Below are 18,928 nucleotides of genomic sequence, written 5' to 3' on the forward strand. Positions count from 1 at the left end.
TTAAGAGAACCGCCAATGACTTCACAGCTCGCCAACAAGACCGAAGCCTGGTCCGCCCGCTTCTCCGAGCCCGTCGCCGCCATCGTGCAGCGTTATACCGCCTCGGTCGGCTTCGACAAGCGCCTCGCTTTCGCAGACATCGCCGGCTCGCTGGCGCACGCGGACATGCTCGCCGCGCAGGGCATCATCAGCGCGGATGATGAGGCTGCGATCCGCCGCGGCATGGCGCAGATCAAGAGCGAAATCGAGGCCGGCCAGTTCGAGTGGAAGGTGGAGCTCGAAGACGTTCACCTGAACATCGAGGCGCGGCTCACCGCACTGATTGGCGACGCCGGCAAGCGCCTGCACACGGGCCGCTCGCGCAATGATCAGGTCGCTACCGACATTCGCCTGTGGCTGCGCGGCGAGATCGACGCCATCACTGACACGCTCAAGGCGCTGCAGCACGCACTCGTGGCGCTGGCGGAGCAGCAGGCCGACACCATCCTGCCCGGCTTCACGCATCTGCAAGTGGCCCAGCCCGTGAGCTTCGGCCACCATCTGCTGGCCTATGTGGAGATGTTCGGGCGCGACGCCGAGCGCATGGCCGACTGCCGGGCGCGCGTGAACCGCCTGCCGCTGGGCGCAGCGGCCCTGGCCGGCACCAGCTACCCGATCGACCGCGAGCGCGTGGCGCGCGCCCTGGGCTTCGAGGGTGTGTCGCAGAACTCGCTGGATGCCGTGAGCGATCGTGACTTTGCCATTGAATTCACAGCAGCGGCGGCGCTGGTCATGATGCACATTTCGCGTTTTTCGGAAGAACTCATTCTCTGGATGAACCAGAGCGTGGGCTTCATCGACCTGGCCGACCGCTTCTGCACCGGCTCGTCGATCATGCCGCAGAAGAAGAACCCGGACGTGCCGGAACTGGCGCGCGGCAAGACTGGCCGCGTGACCGGCCACCTCATGGGCCTGCTCACGCTCATGAAGGGCCAGCCCCTGACCTACAACAAGGACAACCAGGAAGACAAGGAGCCGCTGTTCGACACGGTGGACACACTCCTGGACACCCTGCGCATCTTTGTGGATCTCGTGCCCGGGATTCGGGTCAAGCCCGCCGCCATGCGCGCCGCCGCCCTGCGCGGCCACGCCACGGCCACCGATCTGGCCGACTGGCTCGTCAAGCAGGGCATGGCCTTCCGCGACGCGCATGAGCTCGTGGCGCATGCCGTGCGCCATGCCGACAGCCTGGGCGTGGATCTGAGCGCACTCACGCTGGCGCAGCTGCGCGAAGTCGTGCCGCAGGCAACAGACGCCGTGCTGCCCCTGCTCACTCTGGAGGGCAGCGTGGCCGCGCGCAATCATCTGGGCGGCACCGCGCCGGTGCAGGTGCGGGCGCAGGTGGCGCGATGGAAGGCGCAGCTCGCCTGAAGTCTGGGCAACAGGCCGGCACAGGCGCTGCGCCCGCTTGTGGTTTTCCCTGAACGCCCGCCCGAGAGGCGTTTCATTTGGAGCGCGCCGTGCGGGCTGAAGCCGAACAGGCCGGCCGCTGTTCAGCAAGCTGTCAGCAAAAGCCGGCGCGCTTCGTGCACAGTCACGCCCGGCGTACAAACGCCGGCCATGGCTCGCGCGTGTTTTTCCCAAGGGGATGCATACGATCGCAAGCTAGGTGCTGGGCTACCATCGTTTGGCGTGGTTTGCACATCCTGCGATCACGTCGAACACACCCCAGAGACCCGAATCACGGGTCCAAAGCACAGTCGAGCGGCGCGCCTGGCCGCTCGGAGGGACAAGGAGACTCACAGTGAATGGATTGCTTGCGCTTTCGCGCGGGATCGACTGGATCAACCTCAAGATCGGCCGCGGCGTGTTCTGGCTCGTGCTGGCCGTGGTGCTCATCAGCTGCGGCAACGCGGTGATCCGCAAGCTGTTCGACACCAGCTCGAACGCCTGGCTGGAGGTGCAGTGGTACCTGTTTGCCGCGGTGTTCCTCGGGGCGGCGGCCTACACCCTGCTCGTCAACGAGCACGTGCGCATTGACTTCGTCTCGAGCCGGGTGTCGGACAAAGCCAAGGCATGGATCGACATCATCGGCTTCGTGGTGTTTCTGATCCCCTTGTGCATCTTTGTGGTCTGGCTGTCCTTCCCGTATGCGATGGATGCCTACAAGAGCGGCGAGATGTCTTCCAACGCGGGGGGGCTGATCCGCTGGCCGGTGTACCTGATGTTGCCTGTGGGATTCATCCTGTTGCTGGCGCAGTCGGTTTCGGAGCTGATCAAGCGCATCGGCTTTCTCACCGGAGACGTGCCGCACGTGTATCCGCCCAAGGCCTCGCACGGCGAATGAGCGCAGCGCGCACATAACAAGACTCCAGGGAACCCGCTCATGCTTCAGTTCATTTCCGCGAACCTCGCGCCGATCATGTTTCTGGCGCTGTTGTTCTTCCTGCTCACCGGCTTCCCGGTGGCCTTCGGCCTGGCGGCCACGGGCATGTTTTTCGGCTTCGTGGCCATCGAGCTGGGGCTTGTCCCGGCCAACTTCTTCGGCCTGCTGCCCCTGCGGATCTACGGGATCATGGCCAACGACACGCTGCTGGCCATTCCGTTCTTCACCTTCATGGGGATCATCCTTGAACGATCCGGGATGGCCGAAGACCTGCTCGAAACCGTCGGGCAGGTGTTTGGCCCGGTGCGTGGCGGCGTGGCGCTCGCCGTGATCTTCGTCGGTGCGCTGCTCGCGGCCACCACGGGCGTGGTCGCTGCGTCCGTGATCTCCATGGGCCTGATCTCCCTGCCCATCATGCTTCGCTATGGCTACAACCGAGCAATTGCCGCGGGCACCATCACGGCCTCGGGCACGCTGGCGCAGATCGTGCCGCCCTCGCTCGTGCTGATCATCATGGCGGACCAGCTCGGCCGCTCGGTGGGCGACATGTATGCCGGCGCACTCGAGCCTGCGCTGATGCTGATCGGCCTGTACGCAGCCTTCATCATCGCGATTGCCATCATCAAGCCCAAGTGGGTGCCGGCGCTGCCGCCGGAAGCACGCATCTACAAGGAGCCGAATGGCTCGGGCGGCTACACCTCGCTGGTGGCGCTGGCCGTCACGTGTGTTGTCGTCGGCTGGCTGATGGCCCACTTCTATGACGACATCGTCAAGGCCATCTGGCAGCGCAAGGAAGTGCCCGGTGACGAGATCGTGGTGATGTCGGTCACGGCCTCGGTGATCCTGGCCTGGGTACTGGCAGTGCTCAACAAGTTCATGAAGCTCGGGCTGCTGTCCAAGCTGGCAGAACGCGTGACCTTCGTGCTGATTCCGCCGCTGGCGCTGATCTTCCTGGTGCTGGGCACGATCTTCCTGGGCATCGCCACGCCCACCGAAGGCGGCGCCATGGGTGCTGTGGGTGCGTTGTTGATGGCGGTCTCGCGCCGCCGCCTGGACAAGAAGCTGATGATCCAGGCCCTGGATACCACCACCAAGCTGTCCTGCTTTGTGCTCTTCGTGCTGGTGGGCTCCACCGTGTTCGCGCTGACCTTCCAGGGCATTGATGGCCCCGAATGGGTCAAGCACCTGTTCGACAAGGTGCCGGGCGAGCAGATGGGCTTCCTGATCGTCGTGAACGTGCTGATCTTCATCCTCGGCTGCTTCATCGACTTCTTCGAGATCAGCTTCATCCTGCTGCCGCTGTTGAAGCCGATCGCTGAGGGTCTGGGCATCGACCTGATCTGGTTCGGCGTGATGATCGCCATGAACCTGCAGACCAGCTTCCTGACCCCGCCCTTCGGGTTTGCGTTGTTCTATCTGCGCAGTGTGGCGCCGGCCAAGGACTACACCGACAAGGTGACCGGGCAGACCATTCCAGCGTTTAGCACCTCGGACATCTACAAGGGTTCAGTGCCGTACATCGTCATCCAGCTTTCGATGGTGATCACGATCATGCTGTTCCCGCAGATCGTGACTGAGCACGTGGAGAAGGCCGTCAAGATTGACGAGTCCACCATCAAGCTGGAAATCCCGACCGAGCAGGGCTTGCCCATGCCGGGGCTGCCGATCCCGGGCGAGGAACCCAAGCCTGATGATCCGAACGCGCCCAAGACCGATTCCAGTGGCATGCCGCTTCCGCCTGCGGATGCGTCGGCCGATGACCCCGCCAAGCTGCTACAGCAGAAGATTGAGGACGGCAAAGTCAGCCAGCCCAAGCAATAGGCCGTACCTGCGCAGCCTTGTGCTGCCAAGCAGAACGCCCGGTGCATGCCGGGCGTTCTGCTTTGCGGGTACTTCTGCAAGCCGTTTGGGGGCTGGAACGAGTGCGATGACTTCTTGTTCTGGCCGATTTCGAATGATCGCAGATGACTGGATTTCCATGAATCCGCATGGGATATGCGGAAAGTGATCCATCGGAAAACCCGGAAAATGCATCCGAAAATGAAATGAAAAAAGCCCGGCCGAAGCCGGGCTTTGACGCTGAAGCGAGAACCGATCAGCGCACGTTGCGCGACATGAAGGTGTCGAAGGTCTGCTCGCCGAAGCGGAACCAGGCGATCATGTCGTTGCGGGCGCGGAAGTAGTCGTCGCCGATCTTCTTCCAGTCCGGGTTCTTGGCTGCGAGTTCGGCGTAGAACTCGTTGGCGGCCTTGAACGCGGCGTCCATGATGGGCGCGGGCATCGGGCGCAGCTGGGTCTTGTTGGCGACCAGGCGCTTGAGGGCCTGCGGATTGCGAAGGTCGTACTTGGCCTGCATGTCGACGTGGGCGTGGCTGCACGCGGCTTCCACGATCGCCTTGAGGTCATTGGGCAGCCCAGCCCAGGCCTTGCTGTTGATGTAGAAGGACAGCTGGGCGCCGCCTTCCCACCAGCCGGGGTAGTAATAGAAGGGAGCGACCTTGTTGAAGCCCAGCTTCTCGTCGTCGTACGGACCCACCCACTCGGTAGCGTCGATCGTGCCCTTTTCCAGCGCCTGATAGATCTCGCCGCCGGGGATGTTCTGGGGCACGCCGCCGATACGCTCGAGCACCTTGCCGCCGAAGCCGCCGATGCGCATCTTCAGGCCCTTGATGTCATTGACCGTGCGGATTTCCTTGCGGTACCAGCCACCCATCTGGGTGCCGGTGTTGCCGCCCGGGAAGTTGACGATGTTCAGCTTGGCGTAGAACTCGCGCATCAGCTTCATGCCGTTGCCTTCGTACATCCAGGCAGACAGCTGACGGCTGTTCATGCCGAAAGGCACCGCGCAGTCGAATGCAAAGGCTTCGTTCTTGCCGAAGAAGTAGTAGGGGGCGGTGTGGGTCATTTCCACGGTGCCCTTTTCCACGGCGTCGGCAGTGCCGAAGGCCGGGGCCAGTTCGCCGGCGCCATGCACCGAGATCTGGAAGCGGCCGCCCGAGGCGTCGCTCACGAACTTGGAGAAGACCTCGGCGGCACCGTAGATGGTGTCCAGCGCCTTGGGGAAGGACGAGGCCAAACGCCAGCGGATGTTTTGTTGGGCATGCACCGCGGGTGCGACACCGGCGGCCAGAACGCCGGCAATACCGGCACCTTTGACGAACGAACGACGTTCCATGAAGTCTCCTTGCAGTTGCCGATCCTCCCGTACGCCCCTGTGGGCAGGGGTCATTGGGGGGTGATTGTCACGGACCACGCAGCAGGACAGTTGCGTGTTTGACTCGCGGATTCTAGTCAGCAGGTCTGCTAATCCGATGCGGGTTAATCCCCACCAGACCACACAAATTTGCACAGCTGACAGGCGACCGTCAGCTTGTGCACGACCTGTGTTTTGTGATCCGCATACGGTGCGCTTGGCGAGGCCCGTGCGGCGCGGACCGGCCGGCTCCGAAGTGCTGCTCAGCTGCCGGCAATCGCCATTTCGCTGATCAGGATGGAGCCGGTGACCTTCGTGCCGCGGCGCAGCACATCGGCACCCACGGCGGCGATGTCCTTGAACATCTGCGCCAGGTTGCCGGCGATCGTGATCTCCTCGACCGGGTGCTGGATCACGCCGTTCTGCACCCAGTAGCCGGAGGCGCCGCGCGAATAGTCTCCGTTCACATAGTTCACGCCTTGGCCGAGCAACTCGGTGACCAGCAGGCCGGTGCCCATCTTGCGCAGCATCGCGGCGAAGTCGTCCGTGGGCCGGGTGAGGCGGCTGGACAGCGTCAGGTTATGCGAGCCACCCGCATTGCCGGTGGTATGCAGCTTGAGCTTGCGTGCCGTGTAGGTGGACAGGAACCAGCCCTTGAGCACGCCGGCCTCCAGCACCGTGCGCTTGCGTGTGGCCACGCCTTCGTCATCAAAGAAGCAGGAGCCGATCGCGCCCGGTACGTGCGGGTCTTCAAGGATGTCGATGTGATTGGCCAGCACCTGCTCGCCCATCTTGCCGATGAAGAAGGAGGCGTCGCGGTACAGCGCGCCGCCGCTGGCCGCCTGCACAAAGCTGCCAAGCAGGCCGCAGGCCAGCGGCGCCTCGAACAGCACCGGGCACTTGCGCGTATCCAGCTTGCGGGCGCGCAAGCGGGCCAGCGCGCGCTCGGCGGCGTATCGGCCCACGCGTTCGGGTTCGGCCAGATCTTCGGCGCGGCGTTCGCTCACATACCAGTCATCGCGCTGCATGCCGGAGCGGTCCTTGGCGATCGGCGCGATCGACAGGGTTTGGCGCGAGTAGGGGTAGCCGTCCATGAAGCCGTGGCTCGTCGCAAGCATGAACTGGCCCTGCGAGGCCGACACGGCCGTGCCGTCGGTGTTGCTGATGCGCTTGTCCGTCGCCAGTGCCGCGCGCTCCATGCGCAGGGCGAGCGTGATCGCCTGTTCGGCGTCCAGCGCCCACGGGTGGTACAGATCCAGATCCGGCGCGTCCTTGGCCAGCAGCTCCGGTTCGGCCAGGCCGGCGCAGTCATCCGGCGCGGTGAAGCGGGCGATGTCGAAGGCGGCCCGCACGGTGGCTTCGATCGAGGCCGTGGAGAAGTCGCTTGTGGAGGCGTTGCCGCGGGAGAGTGCGCCGGGCTTGCCGGTGTAGACCGTGATGCCCAGGCCCTTGTCGCGGTTGTGCTCCAGCGTCTCCACGGCGCCCTTGCGCACGCTGACAGACAGTCCGGAACCCTCGGACACCTCCACCCCGGCCTGCGCAGCGCCGAGCCGACGCGCGGCAGCGAGGGCTTCTGCAGCAATGGATTCCAGCTCGCCGCGAGAAAAGGACAAGGGCTGCGTCGCGGACGCGGGTGTGGCAGAGGGGGCTTTGGAGCGCGGCATGAAGGGGTGTGAGCACTGAGGCAGAAAGACAGGCTTCTATCATAGGTGGATGAACCGATGGCACATGCCCGGCCAGGCGCCGGAAGACGATGACGAGGACCTCGACACCGGTCCGTCCAAGACCCAGATCAAGAAGCACATGCTCGCCCTGACCGAGATGGGCGAGCAGGTTGTGAACCTGCCGGACAGCCAGCTGGCGCGCGTGCCGATGAGCGAGCGGCTCGAAAAAGCCATCCGCGAATGCCGGCGCATTACCGCGCATGGCGGGCGCAAGCGGCAGATCCAGTACATCGGCAAACTCATGCGCGAGCTGGACGACGCCGAGGTCGACGCCATCCGCGCCAAGCTCGCCGCCTTCTCCGGCGAGAGCAATGCCGAGAACGTGCGCTTCCACGCCCTGGAGCGCTGGCGCGACCGCCTGCTGGCCGACGACGCCGCGCTGCAGGCCTATCTGGACAAGTATCCGGAGGTGGAAGTGCAGCGTCTGCGCCAGCTGATCCGCGAGGCGCGAAAGGACGCATCAGCTGGCAAGCCGCCCAAGCATGCGCGCGAACTCTTCAAGCTGCTGCGAGAGACGGAAGAAGCCGCCAACCCGGTACAGCCCGTTGCGCAGGACGGTGCGCCTAATGCGCCAGAGGCAGACGATGCCTGAACGCAGTCATCCCGACGAGATCGTCATCGGTCTGGTCTCCATCAGCGACCGCGCGAGCACCGGGGTCTATGCCGACCAGGGCCTGCCCGCGCTACGCGACTGGTTGCAGGCTGCCATCGTCGGCCCCGTGCGGTTTGTCGAACGCTTGATTCCGGATGAGTTGGCCGTGATCTCAACCACCCTCATCGAGCTGTGCGACGCCGAGCGCTGTGACCTGATCCTCACCACCGGCGGTACCGGCCCGGCGCGGCGCGACGTGACGCCTGAGGCCACCCTGACCGTGGCCACGCGCGAAATGCCCGGCTTTGGCGAGCAGATGAGGCAGATCAGCCTGAAGTTCGTGCCCACGGCCATCCTGTCGCGGCAGGTGGGTGCGCTGCGGGAAATCGACGATCACGCGGCGCTCATCATCAACCTGCCGGGGCAGCCCAAGGCCATCAAGGAAACCCTCGAAGGCCTGAAGGACACTGAGGGCAAGCCGCTCGTGCCCGGCATCTTTGCCGCCGTGCCCTATTGCATCGACCTGATCGGCGGGCCGTACATCGACACCCGCGAAGCCGTGATCAAGAGCTTCCGGCCCAAGAACGCCATCCGTACACAGACCCTATGAACCTCCTCGAACGCGTTGAACTGCAGACCGGCCCGAACCCTGGCGCCAGCGTGATCTGGCTGCACGGCCTGGGGGCGGATGGCAATGACTTCGTCCCCATCGTGCCCGAGCTGGACCTGACGGGCTGTGGCGATGTGCGATTTGTGTTCCCGCATGCGCAGACCATGCCCGTGACCATCAACGGTGGCTATGTGATGCGCGCCTGGTATGACATCCTCGGCATGGATCTGGTGCGCCGCGAAGATGAAGCCGGCATCCGCAAGAGTGCCGCGCAGATCGAGGCGCTGATCGCGCATGAGGTCGGCCGCGGCATCCAGACCGAGCGCATCGTTCTGGCCGGGTTTTCGCAGGGCTGCGCCATGACCCTGTTCACCGGCCTGCGCCATGCTGCGCCGCTGGCGGGGCTGGTGTGTCTCTCGGGTTACCTGCCCGTGGCCGACAAGACGGCGGCGGAGCGCTCACCGGCCAATCTGCGCACACCGATCTTCATGGCGCACGGATCACAGGACCCCGTGGTGCCGCAGGCTAGAGCCGAAAGCTCGCGCGAGCTGCTGAGCGCACTCGGTCACGAGATCGAGTGGTACAGCTACCCGATGCCGCACAGCGTGTGCGGCGAGGAGGTTGAGGCCATCAGCGGCTTTCTGCAGCGGGTTCTGAAAAGCTAGAACCAGCATTCATGCGCTTCTTCAGCCCGAAATGGCTGGAATGCCGCATGGGGCAAGCGGAAAGGCACCTGGCGATCAGTCGTGTCGGATGAACGCCTGACGCAGACAAGGCCACCGTAAGGTGGCCTTGCTGCATTTCGCACCGCGGCGCGAGTCACTCAGCGCCTGGACGTACAGGCGTGATGCGCTAGGTCTGCGGCTTGCCGGCGGTCGGCTGATTGGCCTGTCCAGAAGTCTTGGCGACCGCATCGCCCAGCGATAGCTCAGGCTTGTCGCCGCGGGTCTTGTACAGCGAGTAGATGACGCCGATGGCCAGCAGGCCGAATGTCACGGACAGCGAGATCCATGCGTCCATCTTTCCGTAGATCTGGTTGTAGAAGATCTTGGCGCCGATGAAGATCAGCACTACCGACAGCGCGTACTTCAGGTACTTGAAGCGGTGGATGATGGCGGCCAGTGCGAAGTACAGCGCGCGCAGACCCAGGATGGCGAAGATGTTGCTCGTGTAGACGATGAACGGGTCGGTCGTGATCGCGAAGATCGCAGGTACCGAGTCCACCGCAAAGATCACGTCTGCAAACTCCACCAGGATCAGTGCAAAGAACAGCGGCGTCGCCCAGAGCACCGGCTTGCCATTCGGATCGTTGGGCAGGGGCTGGCGCACGAAAAAGGCGTTGCCCTCGACCTTGTCGGTCACGCGCATCTTCTTGCGCATGAACTTGAGCAGCGGGTTGTTGGCGATGTCGGGCATGTTGTCGATCATCCACAGCATCTTGATGCCGGTGAGGATCAGGAACGCGCCGAACAGGTACAGCACCCAGCTGAACTGATCGACGATGGCCGCGCCCAGTCCGATCATGATCGCGCGCAGCACGATCACCCCCAGGATGCCCCAGAACAGCACGCGGTGCTGGTAGATCCGCGGCACGGCGAAGTAGGTGAAGATCAGCGCGATGACAAACACGTTGTCCATCGCCAGGCTTTTCTCGATCAAAAAGCCCGTGTAGTACTCCATGCCGCTTTGCGCGCCCATGTACCACCACACCCAGCCGCCAAAGCACAGGGCGATGGCGATGTAGAAGGCCGACAGCCAGAGGGATTCCTTGACGCCGATCTCGTGGTCCTTCTTGTTGAGGACACCGAGGTCAAAGACGAGCAGGGTGATGACGATGCCGATGAACATGAGCCAAAGCCATGCGGCTTTGCCCAGAAACGGCGCGTTCAAAAAGGAAATGAGGGCGTCCAAGCGGGCCTCCATGAAAAGTGGGTTGCACGATTCCCACAACGACATGGCGGCCGGGGTTGCGCCTTGCACGCAACCAGCGGCCGTCAGAGGGGCCCGCCGTGGTGAGCGCATGATGAAGCGTTGAGGTGTGCTTCGCCACCGGGTTCACCCGGAAATCTCGGGAAACTCCGGAGAATCGGCGTGGAGGCTGCGCTCAAGTTTGCGCAGGGAAGGGGCCGGTTCCGCTTGTCCCGCAACGATCTTCAGGCCATGACCATGAAGAGCCGCACCCAGAGCGCGTCTTCAGGCGCATGCCGTGAAGAACCGCACCAGACAAGCGGAAGCGGGCAGGGTGCCTTAGCGGACGCCCCGAGTCGGCTCAGTCGATCCCGCGCGCCCGGTCCTCGGCGAACTTGCGCTTGAACTGCTCGAAGGTGCCGGCTTCCAGCGCCTCGCGCATCTCGCGCATCAGCGTCTGGTAGTAGTGCAGGTTGTGGATGGTGGCCAGACGCGCGCCGAGGATCTCGTCCACCTTCTGCAGGTGGTGGATGTAGGCACGGCTGAAGTTGCTGCAGGCGTAGCAGGTACAGCTTTCGTCGATCGGACGCGGGTCGTTCTTGTGCTTGGCATTGCGCATCTTCAGGTCGCCATAGCGGGTGAAGAGCCAGCCGTTGCGCGCATTGCGGGTGGGCATCACGCAGTCGAACATGTCGATGCCGTTGCTCACGCCCTCCACCAGATCTTCCGGGGTGCCCACGCCCATCAGGTAGTGCGGCTTTTCGGCCGGCAGCTTCGGGCCGATGTGGGCCAGCACGCGCGAGAAGTCTTCCTTGGGTTCACCCACGGACAGGCCGCCGACCGCGATGCCTGGCGTGTTGACCTCGTTCAGGCCGGCCAGGCTCTCGTCGCGCAGGTCCTCGAACATACCGCCCTGCACGATGGCAAAGAGCGCGTTGGGGTTGTTCAGGCGCTCGAACTCGGCCTTGCTGCGGTGCGCCCAGCGCATGGACAGCTGCATGGATTTGGCGGCCTCGTCCTTGGTGGTGGGCCGGCCATTGGTCTCGTAGGGGGTGCATTCGTCGAACTGCATGACCACGTCCGAGTTCAGCGTGGTCTGGATCTGGATCGCGACTTCGGGCGAGAGAAAGAGCTTGTCGCCATTGATGGGCGAGGAGAACTTCACGCCTTCCTCGGTGATCTTGCGCAGGTCACCGAGCGAGAACACCTGAAAGCCGCCGGAGTCCGTAAGGATGGGCTTGTCCCAGCCGATGAACTTGTGCAGGCCGCCGAAGCTGCCGATCACGTCTAGCCCCGGCCGCAGCCAGAGGTGGAAGGTATTGCCCAGGATGATCTGCGCGCCGATCTGGTTGAGCTCCAGCGGGCTCATCGCCTTGACCGCGCCGTAGGTGCCCACCGGCATGAACACCGGGGTCTCGATCACGCCGTGGTTCAGCGTCAGCCGTCCGCGGCGGGCGTGGCCGGCGCGGTGGGTGACTTCAAATTTCAGAGTCATTGAGCTTCTTTTCGAGGAACATGGCATCGCCGTAACTGAAGAAGCGGTAGCGCTGCGCCACCGCGTGGGCGTAGGCGGTGCGCACACGCTGCATGCCGGCAAAGGCGGAAATGAGCATCATCAGTGTGCTCTTGGGCAGGTGGAAGTTGGTGATGAGTGCGTCCACCACGTTGAACTTGAAGCCGGGGGTGATGAAGATGCTGGTGTCACCCGTGGCGGCGCGCAGGCTGCCGCCCGAGCCCGACAATGCGGCGGCGGATTCCAGCGATCGCATGGAGGTCGTACCGACTGCCACGCAGCGGCCGCCGCGCGCCTTGGCCTCAAGAATGGCGTCCACGGCGTTCTGCGGCACGCTGAACCATTCGCTGTGCATCTTGTGCTCGGCAATGTTCGTCACGCGCACCGGCGCGAAGGTGCCGGCGCCCACATGCAGCGTGACCTTGACGAGCTTGACGCCCTTGGCCTGGATGGCGGCGAGCAGGGCGTCGTCAAAGTGCAGGCCAGCCGTGGGTGCAGCCACGGCGCCGGGCTTGCTCGCATCGGCATACACCGTCTGGTAGCGGCGCTCGTCGTCCGCATCGGCCTCATGGCTGATGTAGGGCGGCAGCGGCACCGAGCCGTGGGTATCGAGCAGCGGCAGGATCTCGCTGCCAAAGCGCAGGTGGTACTGGTCGCCGTGGTCGGGGTCGCGCCCGAGCACTTCCACCGCATGGCCTGCCACATCGATGTAGCTGCCAGGCTGGGGGGACTTGCTGGCCCGCACCATGGCATAGGCATGGTCGGCGTCAATCAGGCGGTCGAGCAGGATCTCCACTGCGCCGCCCGTGGCCTTCTTGCCGAACAGGCGCGCCTTGATCACCCGCGTGTCGTTCACCACCAGGCAGTCGCTGGGTTGGAGAAGGTCCAGCACGGCCGGAAACATCAGGTCATGCAGCGCATCAGGCTGTACATGCAGCAGGCGGCTGGCGCGGCGCTCTGCAGCCGGATGCTGCGCGATCAGTTCTTCGGGAAGGTGGTAGTCGAAGTCGTCCAGCGTGAGCGAGCGCTGGGAGGCAGGAAGCGTCATGCCCAAAATGTTAGCCGTGCCATAATTCGCGCCCTCCCAAGCAGTACCCCAGCCGGGGTGGCGGAACGGTAGACGCAGCGGATTCAAAATCCGCCGATGGCAACATCGTGAGGGTTCGATTCCCTCTCCCGGCACCACTATCAGGGCCTCGCAGCGCGAGGCCCTGTGTCTTTGTGCCGGGAAGCGAGGCGCCTGCGCGCCTCGCGCGAGGGAATCGAAAGACCGGGCCTGCAAGCCCGGTCGGGGCCGCGGGACGTGACCGATCCCGCTCCCGGCACCACTATCAGGGCCTCGCAGCGCGAGGCCTTTTTGCTGTGCCGCGAAGCAAGCCGCCTGTGCGGATGCTGCAGGGTATGAGCCCGGACAACCGAGCTTCTCTGTGGACGATGGCTTGCCTGACGAATCGGAGCGGCGTACTCGCCGCGAGGTGGACATCGAAAGGCTCGGCTTGCAAGCACCGCCGGTTCTTCGCGGTCGGTGAACAAGGTGCCGATCCCTCACCCGGCACGGTTTCTGGGCTGCGGAACGCGAGGCGCGGTGTCCGCTGTGGTCTGTAGCCTTGCAGCAGTAGCTGGCGCAGGTCTGCGCACCTGTGTGCGCCGCAACATGAGGACGAAAAATCGATTTCGATCCGCAGCCCAATCAGCGTGTGCCTGACCCTGCATATTGGGGTTGCCGCCGCATGCCGTGAGGCGAGCTTGCGTGAAGTTGCGGCCGTCAAGGGATTCAAGTTGGCAATTAAGCACGTAACGCGGCCGCAAGGCGCGTTCTCCCCAGATTGAGTGAGCTTCGAGGCCATCCTCGGTGGTTGTCTAACAATCCTTATAGATCGTGGCAGATCGAGCCGAATACACTTTCGTCAACCGGCTGATCGCACAAAAAGAGGCGAGTGTCGGCGGGTTTCATCTGAATACGCGGCGCTGCCCTGAGCGCTTGTCGAGATGAGGCCGGGGTCAATTCTTATCTGACTGCCAAGTCGCACCTTGCGGCCTGCCAGTCCTCGGATCACACGCCTAGTGAAGTCGAAAACCTTTGCAGCGCTCCGGCTCATGCGCGGAGCGCGGGGCAGCTTGCGCGCAAACTTTTGCAGCTTCCTGGTCGCCTGCATGGCCCTGGCCATGGGCGATGTCGTCGCGCAGACCTGCGCAGCGCCCGGGCGCGACGGCCCCGGCACGCTCACTGGTACGGTGAACAGCTTTTATGTTCCTGCAAACGGAACGTACGGAAGCGGTCTGACGTCGATTCCTCTGACGCGAAGCAACGTCGGCCCGCCGGCGATCTCGCCCGGTGATCTGGTGCTCGTCATCCAGATGCAATGCGCTGACATTGACGCGGGCGACAGCGCGACTTACGGGTCCTACACCTTTGCGGCATCTTGCCAGGCGGGTCGTCATGAGTACGCGCGCGCCCTGACGGGGAGCTCGGACTCGCTTGTCCAGGTCAACCTGAGCGCGAGCTATGTGCAGGCGGCTCCAAGCAGTGCGAGCACCAATGTCACAAACCGACGTGTGTTTCAGGTGGTGCGTGTGCCCCAGTACTCTACCGCGGCGGTGTCTGGAACAGTAACCGCACCCGCATGGGATGGACTATCCGGCGGTGTGGTGGCCATCGATGTGACGGGCGATCTCTATTGGACGGGCGGCACTATTGACGTCTCAGGCAGAGGCTTTCGTGGCGGTGGCGGCCAGAACCGAGGTGCCTCGAATCCCACCACCGTGGCGACAGGTGCAATTGACCCCGCATTTCCTTCCGCGACCGGCTTTCGGACACCCGGCACGGCCAGCGGCTTTGCGCAAAAAGGTGAGGGCATCGCCGGCACGCCCCGGTTCGTGACCATCGGCCCCAACGCAGCGTTTGATCTTGGCAGCGAGGGGTATGCCAACGGCGACTACAGCCGCGGAGCACCCGCAAACGCTGGCGGTGGTGGTGCAGATATCAACAACGGCGCGCGTGACAACGGTGGCGGCGGCGGTGGCGGCAACGGCGGAACAGGTGGACGAGGAGGCTACGGCTGGCGAGGGGCAGGCTGGGCGAATATCAGCAGTAGCTACACCAGCACGGTCGCGCCTGTTGGCGCGGCGATCATTGATTTGCGCGGCTTCGGCGGGCGGACATTTGCGCAGCGCGGCGTCGCGCAGCTTGTGCTTGGCGGTGGCGGCGGGGCAGGCGGCAATAACGGCAACACGGCCGCTGGCCAGACCTCTGCCGCATCGGGTGGAGCGAGTGGCGGCGGTCTGGTGCTGGTCCGCGCGGGTCGGATCACCGGGGTCGGCACCATCAACGCAGACGGTTCTGCAGCGACTGATTACGCCGGCAATGACGGCGCCGGAGGCGGCGGAGCCGGAGGCTCGGTATCCGTGCTCGCAGAGCAGGGTGGCGTGGGCACGTTGACGGTCAACGCCCGGGGAGGGCGCGGTGGCAACTCCTTTGCGACGGGCAATGTTGCGCACGCCGGTGGCGGTGGCGGCGGTGGCGGTGTGGTGGTCCTCAGCGGCGGCGCTTCCGTGAGCGTGACTGGCGGTGCCAACGGCGTCACGACGACAGCAGACAATCCTCCTGGCGGCGCCGCACACGGGGCATCCGCTGGTACGGATGGCGTTGTGCTCACCGGCGTTGCGCTGAGCTCTGCGCCGGGCCCGGCAGGCGCGCGCTGCCTGCCATCGCTGACGGTGAGCAAGAGCACGAGCACGCCGGTGAGGGTGTCGGGCCAGGACAGCACGGCGAGCTACACGATCACCGTGAGCAATGCGGCCAATCTGGGCGATGCCAGCGGGGTCAACGTGCTGGACGTGCTGCCTGTGCCGTTCACCTACACGGCGGGCAGTCCGAGTGGCAACGCCACCGTCAGCGTCAGCGGCGGTGCCAGCCCGGCGGCAAGTCCCATCAACGGCAGCGGCAGCGGCACCGCTGCAAGCCCCTTGAGCTTTGGCAGCTTCACCCTGCCTGGGGGCAGCAGTCTGAGCATCAGCTTCCCGATCAATCTGAACAGTGCCGCGCTGGGCCTGTACCAGAACCCGGCCAGCGTCACTTACCTGGACCCCACCCGGATCAGCGCCACCCAGACCGTCACGCCCGGTGGCTCCTACGCCATTGGCGGCACTGTGGGCGGCAGCAACTATGCCTCGGCCAGCAGCACGGCCGAAGACGTACGCATCGAGGGTCGCGCCAATCTGAGCGTCAGCAAGGACGATGGCAAGAGCGTCACCTCCCCCGGGGCGACCAACGTCTACAGCATCGTGGTGACCAACAACGGCCCCTCGGATGCTTCCGGGTCGCGAATCACCGATGCCGCAGTGGCCGGGCTGAGCTGCACGGCCGTGAGCTGCACGGCCAACAACGCCAACGCCGCCTGCCCGGTGGCAGGCGCCGGGGCCGGCCAGCTGTCGGTGGCCAATCTGCAGAACACCGCGGCAGGAGGCGGGGTGCAGATCCCGACCCTGCGCAATGGCGGACAACTCACGCTGAGCCTGACCTGCACGGTCACCGCTAGCGGGCTGTGACCGAGAAATTATGAACCTACTTCGCATAAGCAGATCACGACATGCCAGCCAGGCATTTGCCGCGTGTCTGACCGTCTTTGTGCTCCTGAATGCGGCGTGGGCACAGGTGTGTGGTGTACCCGGACGCGACGGGACAGCCTTCTCGCGCAACAGCTACTTCCCGGGCGTGGGGACAGCATCGGCCGGGTCATCCAGCCTCGCCATCGGCACGATCCGTGCAGATGCCAATGCAGCCGCGACGCCGATCGCCGCGGGAGACCTCGTCTTCATCATCCAGATGCAGGGTGCGCTGATCAGCAACGCGGACAGCGACAGCTACGGCGATGGCCTTGCCGGCCTACCCGCAAGCGGCTTGACCGACGTGCGTTCATCAGGGCGCTATGAGTTTGCGCGAGTTGCGAGTGTCTCGGGCTCAAGTCTGACGCTCACAGCGGGGCTGCGAAACAGCTACGCGAGTGCTGAGGCGACCAGTACATCGGGCCGGCAAAGCTTCCAGGTGCTTCGGGTTCCCCAGCACGCCAGCACAAGCATCACCGGCACCGTGGGTGTGCCGGTCTGGGATGGCGCCACTGGCGGCGTGATGGTGGTCGATGCCGCGGGCAATCTGAATCTCTCCGGCGTGATTGACGCGGATGGCGTGGGCTTTCGCGGAGGCGGCTCGATAAACAACGGCTCGCGTACCGGCCAGAACATCACCAGCTTTGCTGCAGCGACGGCGAGCCCTTCGTTTGGTGCCTACAAGGGTGAAGGAATTGCCGGCACGCCGAGAGTGGTTCGTGATGTCACTGCTACGCCATGGTCTGGGCGCGACTTGAGTGCCTCACTTGGCATTCTCGGCTCTGGCTATCCGAATGCGCTTGATACAGCACGTGGTGCGCCAGGCAACGCGGGCGGCGGCGGAACCCAGCACAACGCGGGCGGCGGTGGCGGCGCCAACGCCGGCGCCGGCGGCAAGGGAGGGCGTTCCTATGCGGTTTACCGGGCCACTGCTTCGGGGACTTGCACCACGCTGACGAGCGGTGCCACCACCTACTTTGCATGTGACGGCGACGGCGCTCGGGACGTGGGTGGTTTCGGCGGCGCAGCACTGAGCCCCGCTGCGACGCGTCTGATCATGGGCGGTGGCGGCGGTGCCGGCGATACGAACAACAGCTCCGACAACACCACAGTCGCTCAGGCCGCCGGAGGAAATGGCGGCGGCATCGTGTTCATCCGCGCGGGGACCTTGACGGGGGGCGGTTCCATCCGAGCTCGCGGGCAGGCAGGTCTGCCGGCCGGGCGTGATGGTGCGGGCGGCGGCGGCGCCGGCGGAACCGTGGCCTTGCTGACGACCTCGGCATCCATTCCGCTGTCGATTGATGTGTCCGGTGGCGCAGGCGGCAACTCGGGCGCACCGCTTCGCGCGAATGAGACCCAGGGTCCGGGCGGCGGCGGTGGGGGGGGTGCAGTGCTGGTCAGCTCCGGGTCCAGCATCAGCGGGTTCGTGAACGTGGCGGGTGGCGCGGCGGGCGTGAATGTCCCCGTTGCAGGCCTGTCCAACACCTATGGTTCGGTTTCGGGCAATGGTGGTGTGGCGAGCATCGTCTTTTCGAACGCCGACATCGCTGGCCCAGCCGCCTGCCTGCCATGGCTGACGGTGAGCAAGAGCACGAGCACGCCGGTGAGGGTGTCGGGCCAGGACAGCACGGCGAGCTACACGATCACCGTGAGCAATGCGGCCAATCTGGGCGATGCCAGCGGGGTCAACGTGCTGGACGTGCTGCCTGTGCCGTTCACCTACACGGCGGGCAGTCCGAGTGGCAACGCCACCGTCAGCGTCAGCGGCGGTGCCAGCCCGGCGGCAAGTCCCATCAACGGCAGCGGCAGCGGCACCGCTGCAAGCCCCTTGAGCTTTGGCAGCTTCACCCTGCCTGGGGGCAGCAGTCTGAGCATCAGCTTCCCGATCAATCTGAACAGTGCCGCGCTGGGCCTGTACCAGAACCCGGCCAGCGTCACTTACCTGGACCCCACCCGGATCAGCGCCACCCAGACCGTCACGCCCGGTGGCTCCTACGCCATTGGCGGCACTGTGGGCGGCAGCAACTATGCCTCGGCCAGCAGCACGGCCGAAGACGTACGCATCGAGGGTCGCGCCAATCTGAGCGTCAGCAAGGACGATGGCAAGAGCGTCACCTCCCCCGGGGCGACCAACGTCTACAGCATCGTGGTGACCAACAACGGCCCCTCGGATGCTTCCGGGTCGCGAATCACCGATGCCGCAGTGGCCGGGCTGAGCTGCACGGCCGTGAGCTGCACGGCCAACAACGCCAACGCCGCCTGCCCGGTGGCAGGCGCCGGGGCCGGCCAGCTGTCGGTGGCCAATCTGCAGAACACCGCGGCAGGAGGCGGGGTGCAGATCCCGACCCTGCGCAATGGCGGACAACTCACGCTGAGCCTGACCTGCACGGTCACCGCTAGCGGGCTGTGACCGAGAAA

The 18,928-nt window shown here is 64.7% G+C and carries 13 protein-coding genes and 1 tRNA gene; 9 read left to right on the forward strand and 5 right to left on the reverse strand.

Annotation, left to right across the window (positions count from 1 at the left end):
* The first annotated feature begins 15 nt into the window (after positions 1-15).
* The 3 genes from argH (at position 16) to ACMDW7_RS05145 (ending at position 4,186) form a co-directional block, all read left to right on the forward strand.
* Positions 16-1,410 carry an argininosuccinate lyase gene (gene argH / locus ACMDW7_RS05135; RefSeq protein ID WP_377300318.1) on the forward strand — a complete coding sequence of 465 codons (1,395 nt, stop codon included), beginning with the start codon at positions 16-18 and terminating at the stop codon, positions 1,408-1,410.
* 373 nt (positions 1,411-1,783) lie between these two features.
* Complete coding sequence (locus tag ACMDW7_RS05140; RefSeq protein WP_377300317.1) at positions 1,784-2,326, forward strand: TRAP transporter small permease subunit; 543 nt, start codon at positions 1,784-1,786, stop codon at positions 2,324-2,326.
* 39 nt (positions 2,327-2,365) lie between these two features.
* A complete protein-coding gene (locus ACMDW7_RS05145; RefSeq protein WP_377300316.1) occupies positions 2,366-4,186 on the forward strand; it encodes a TRAP transporter large permease in 1,821 nt (606 codons plus the stop codon).
* Positions 4,187-4,460: 274 nt separating this feature from the next.
* Here the strand turns inward: ACMDW7_RS05145 and ACMDW7_RS05150 are convergent, their stop codons facing one another.
* Positions 4,461-5,540 (reverse strand): TRAP transporter substrate-binding protein, encoded by a 1,080-nt coding sequence (locus ACMDW7_RS05150; RefSeq protein ID WP_377300315.1) that lies wholly within the window; start codon positions 5,538-5,540, stop codon positions 4,461-4,463.
* A gap of 281 nt (positions 5,541-5,821) precedes the next feature.
* The gene (pmbA, locus tag ACMDW7_RS05155; protein ID WP_377300314.1) at positions 5,822-7,222 is read right to left on the reverse strand and encodes a metalloprotease PmbA; all 1,401 of its coding nucleotides are present in this window, start codon (positions 7,220-7,222) and stop codon (positions 5,822-5,824) included.
* A 49-nt stretch (positions 7,223-7,271) separates the two neighbouring features.
* Between pmbA and yjgA the strand changes: the two genes are divergently transcribed.
* Genes yjgA through ACMDW7_RS05170 form a run of 3 tightly spaced genes read left to right on the forward strand, consistent with a single transcriptional unit; the run spans position 7,272 to position 9,149 of the window.
* Entirely contained in the window at positions 7,272-7,874 is a 603-nt protein-coding gene (gene yjgA / locus ACMDW7_RS05160) for a ribosome biogenesis factor YjgA (protein WP_377300313.1), read from the forward strand.
* Positions 7,867-8,484: a molybdopterin adenylyltransferase gene (mog, locus tag ACMDW7_RS05165; RefSeq protein WP_377300312.1), complete on the forward strand. Its 618-nt coding sequence runs from the start codon at positions 7,867-7,869 to the stop codon at positions 8,482-8,484. Before yjgA ends, mog begins: the two co-directional genes overlap by 8 nt.
* A complete protein-coding gene (locus ACMDW7_RS05170) occupies positions 8,481-9,149 on the forward strand; it encodes an alpha/beta hydrolase (RefSeq protein WP_377300311.1) in 669 nt (222 codons plus the stop codon). Before mog ends, ACMDW7_RS05170 begins: the two co-directional genes overlap by 4 nt.
* A 187-nt stretch (positions 9,150-9,336) precedes the next feature.
* On the opposite strand, the gene ACMDW7_RS05175 is transcribed toward ACMDW7_RS05170, so the two are convergent.
* From ACMDW7_RS05175 to queA, 3 genes are all read right to left on the reverse strand, one after another.
* Complete coding sequence (locus ACMDW7_RS05175) at positions 9,337-10,395, reverse strand: TerC family protein (RefSeq protein WP_377300310.1); 1,059 nt, start codon at positions 10,393-10,395, stop codon at positions 9,337-9,339.
* Between the two features lie 358 nt (positions 10,396-10,753).
* A complete protein-coding gene (gene tgt / locus ACMDW7_RS05180) occupies positions 10,754-11,887 on the reverse strand; it encodes a tRNA guanosine(34) transglycosylase Tgt (protein WP_377300309.1) in 1,134 nt (377 codons plus the stop codon).
* Positions 11,871-12,953 (reverse strand): tRNA preQ1(34) S-adenosylmethionine ribosyltransferase-isomerase QueA, encoded by a 1,083-nt coding sequence (queA, locus tag ACMDW7_RS05185; RefSeq protein ID WP_377300308.1) that lies wholly within the window; start codon positions 12,951-12,953, stop codon positions 11,871-11,873. The genes tgt and queA overlap by 17 nt, the downstream gene beginning before the upstream one ends.
* A 51-nt stretch (positions 12,954-13,004) precedes the next feature.
* On the opposite strand from queA, the gene ACMDW7_RS05190 reads away from it, so the two are divergent.
* From ACMDW7_RS05190 to ACMDW7_RS05200, 3 genes are all read left to right on the forward strand, one after another.
* Positions 13,005-13,090 (forward strand) — tRNA-Leu (locus ACMDW7_RS05190).
* Positions 13,091-14,059: 969 nt separating this feature from the next.
* Positions 14,060-16,453, forward strand: coding sequence for a hypothetical protein (locus ACMDW7_RS05195; RefSeq protein WP_414859618.1), 2,394 nt, complete (start codon positions 14,060-14,062; stop codon positions 16,451-16,453).
* Positions 16,454-16,463: 10 nt separating this feature from the next.
* Positions 16,464-18,920, forward strand: coding sequence for a hypothetical protein (locus ACMDW7_RS05200; RefSeq protein WP_414859619.1), 2,457 nt, complete (start codon positions 16,464-16,466; stop codon positions 18,918-18,920).
* The last annotated feature ends 8 nt before the right edge of the window (positions 18,921-18,928 follow it).

The organism is Piscinibacterium candidicorallinum, assembly GCF_047549485.1.
In the GTDB taxonomy this organism is placed as follows: Bacteria; Pseudomonadota; Gammaproteobacteria; order Burkholderiales; family Burkholderiaceae_C; genus Piscinibacterium; species Piscinibacterium candidicorallinum.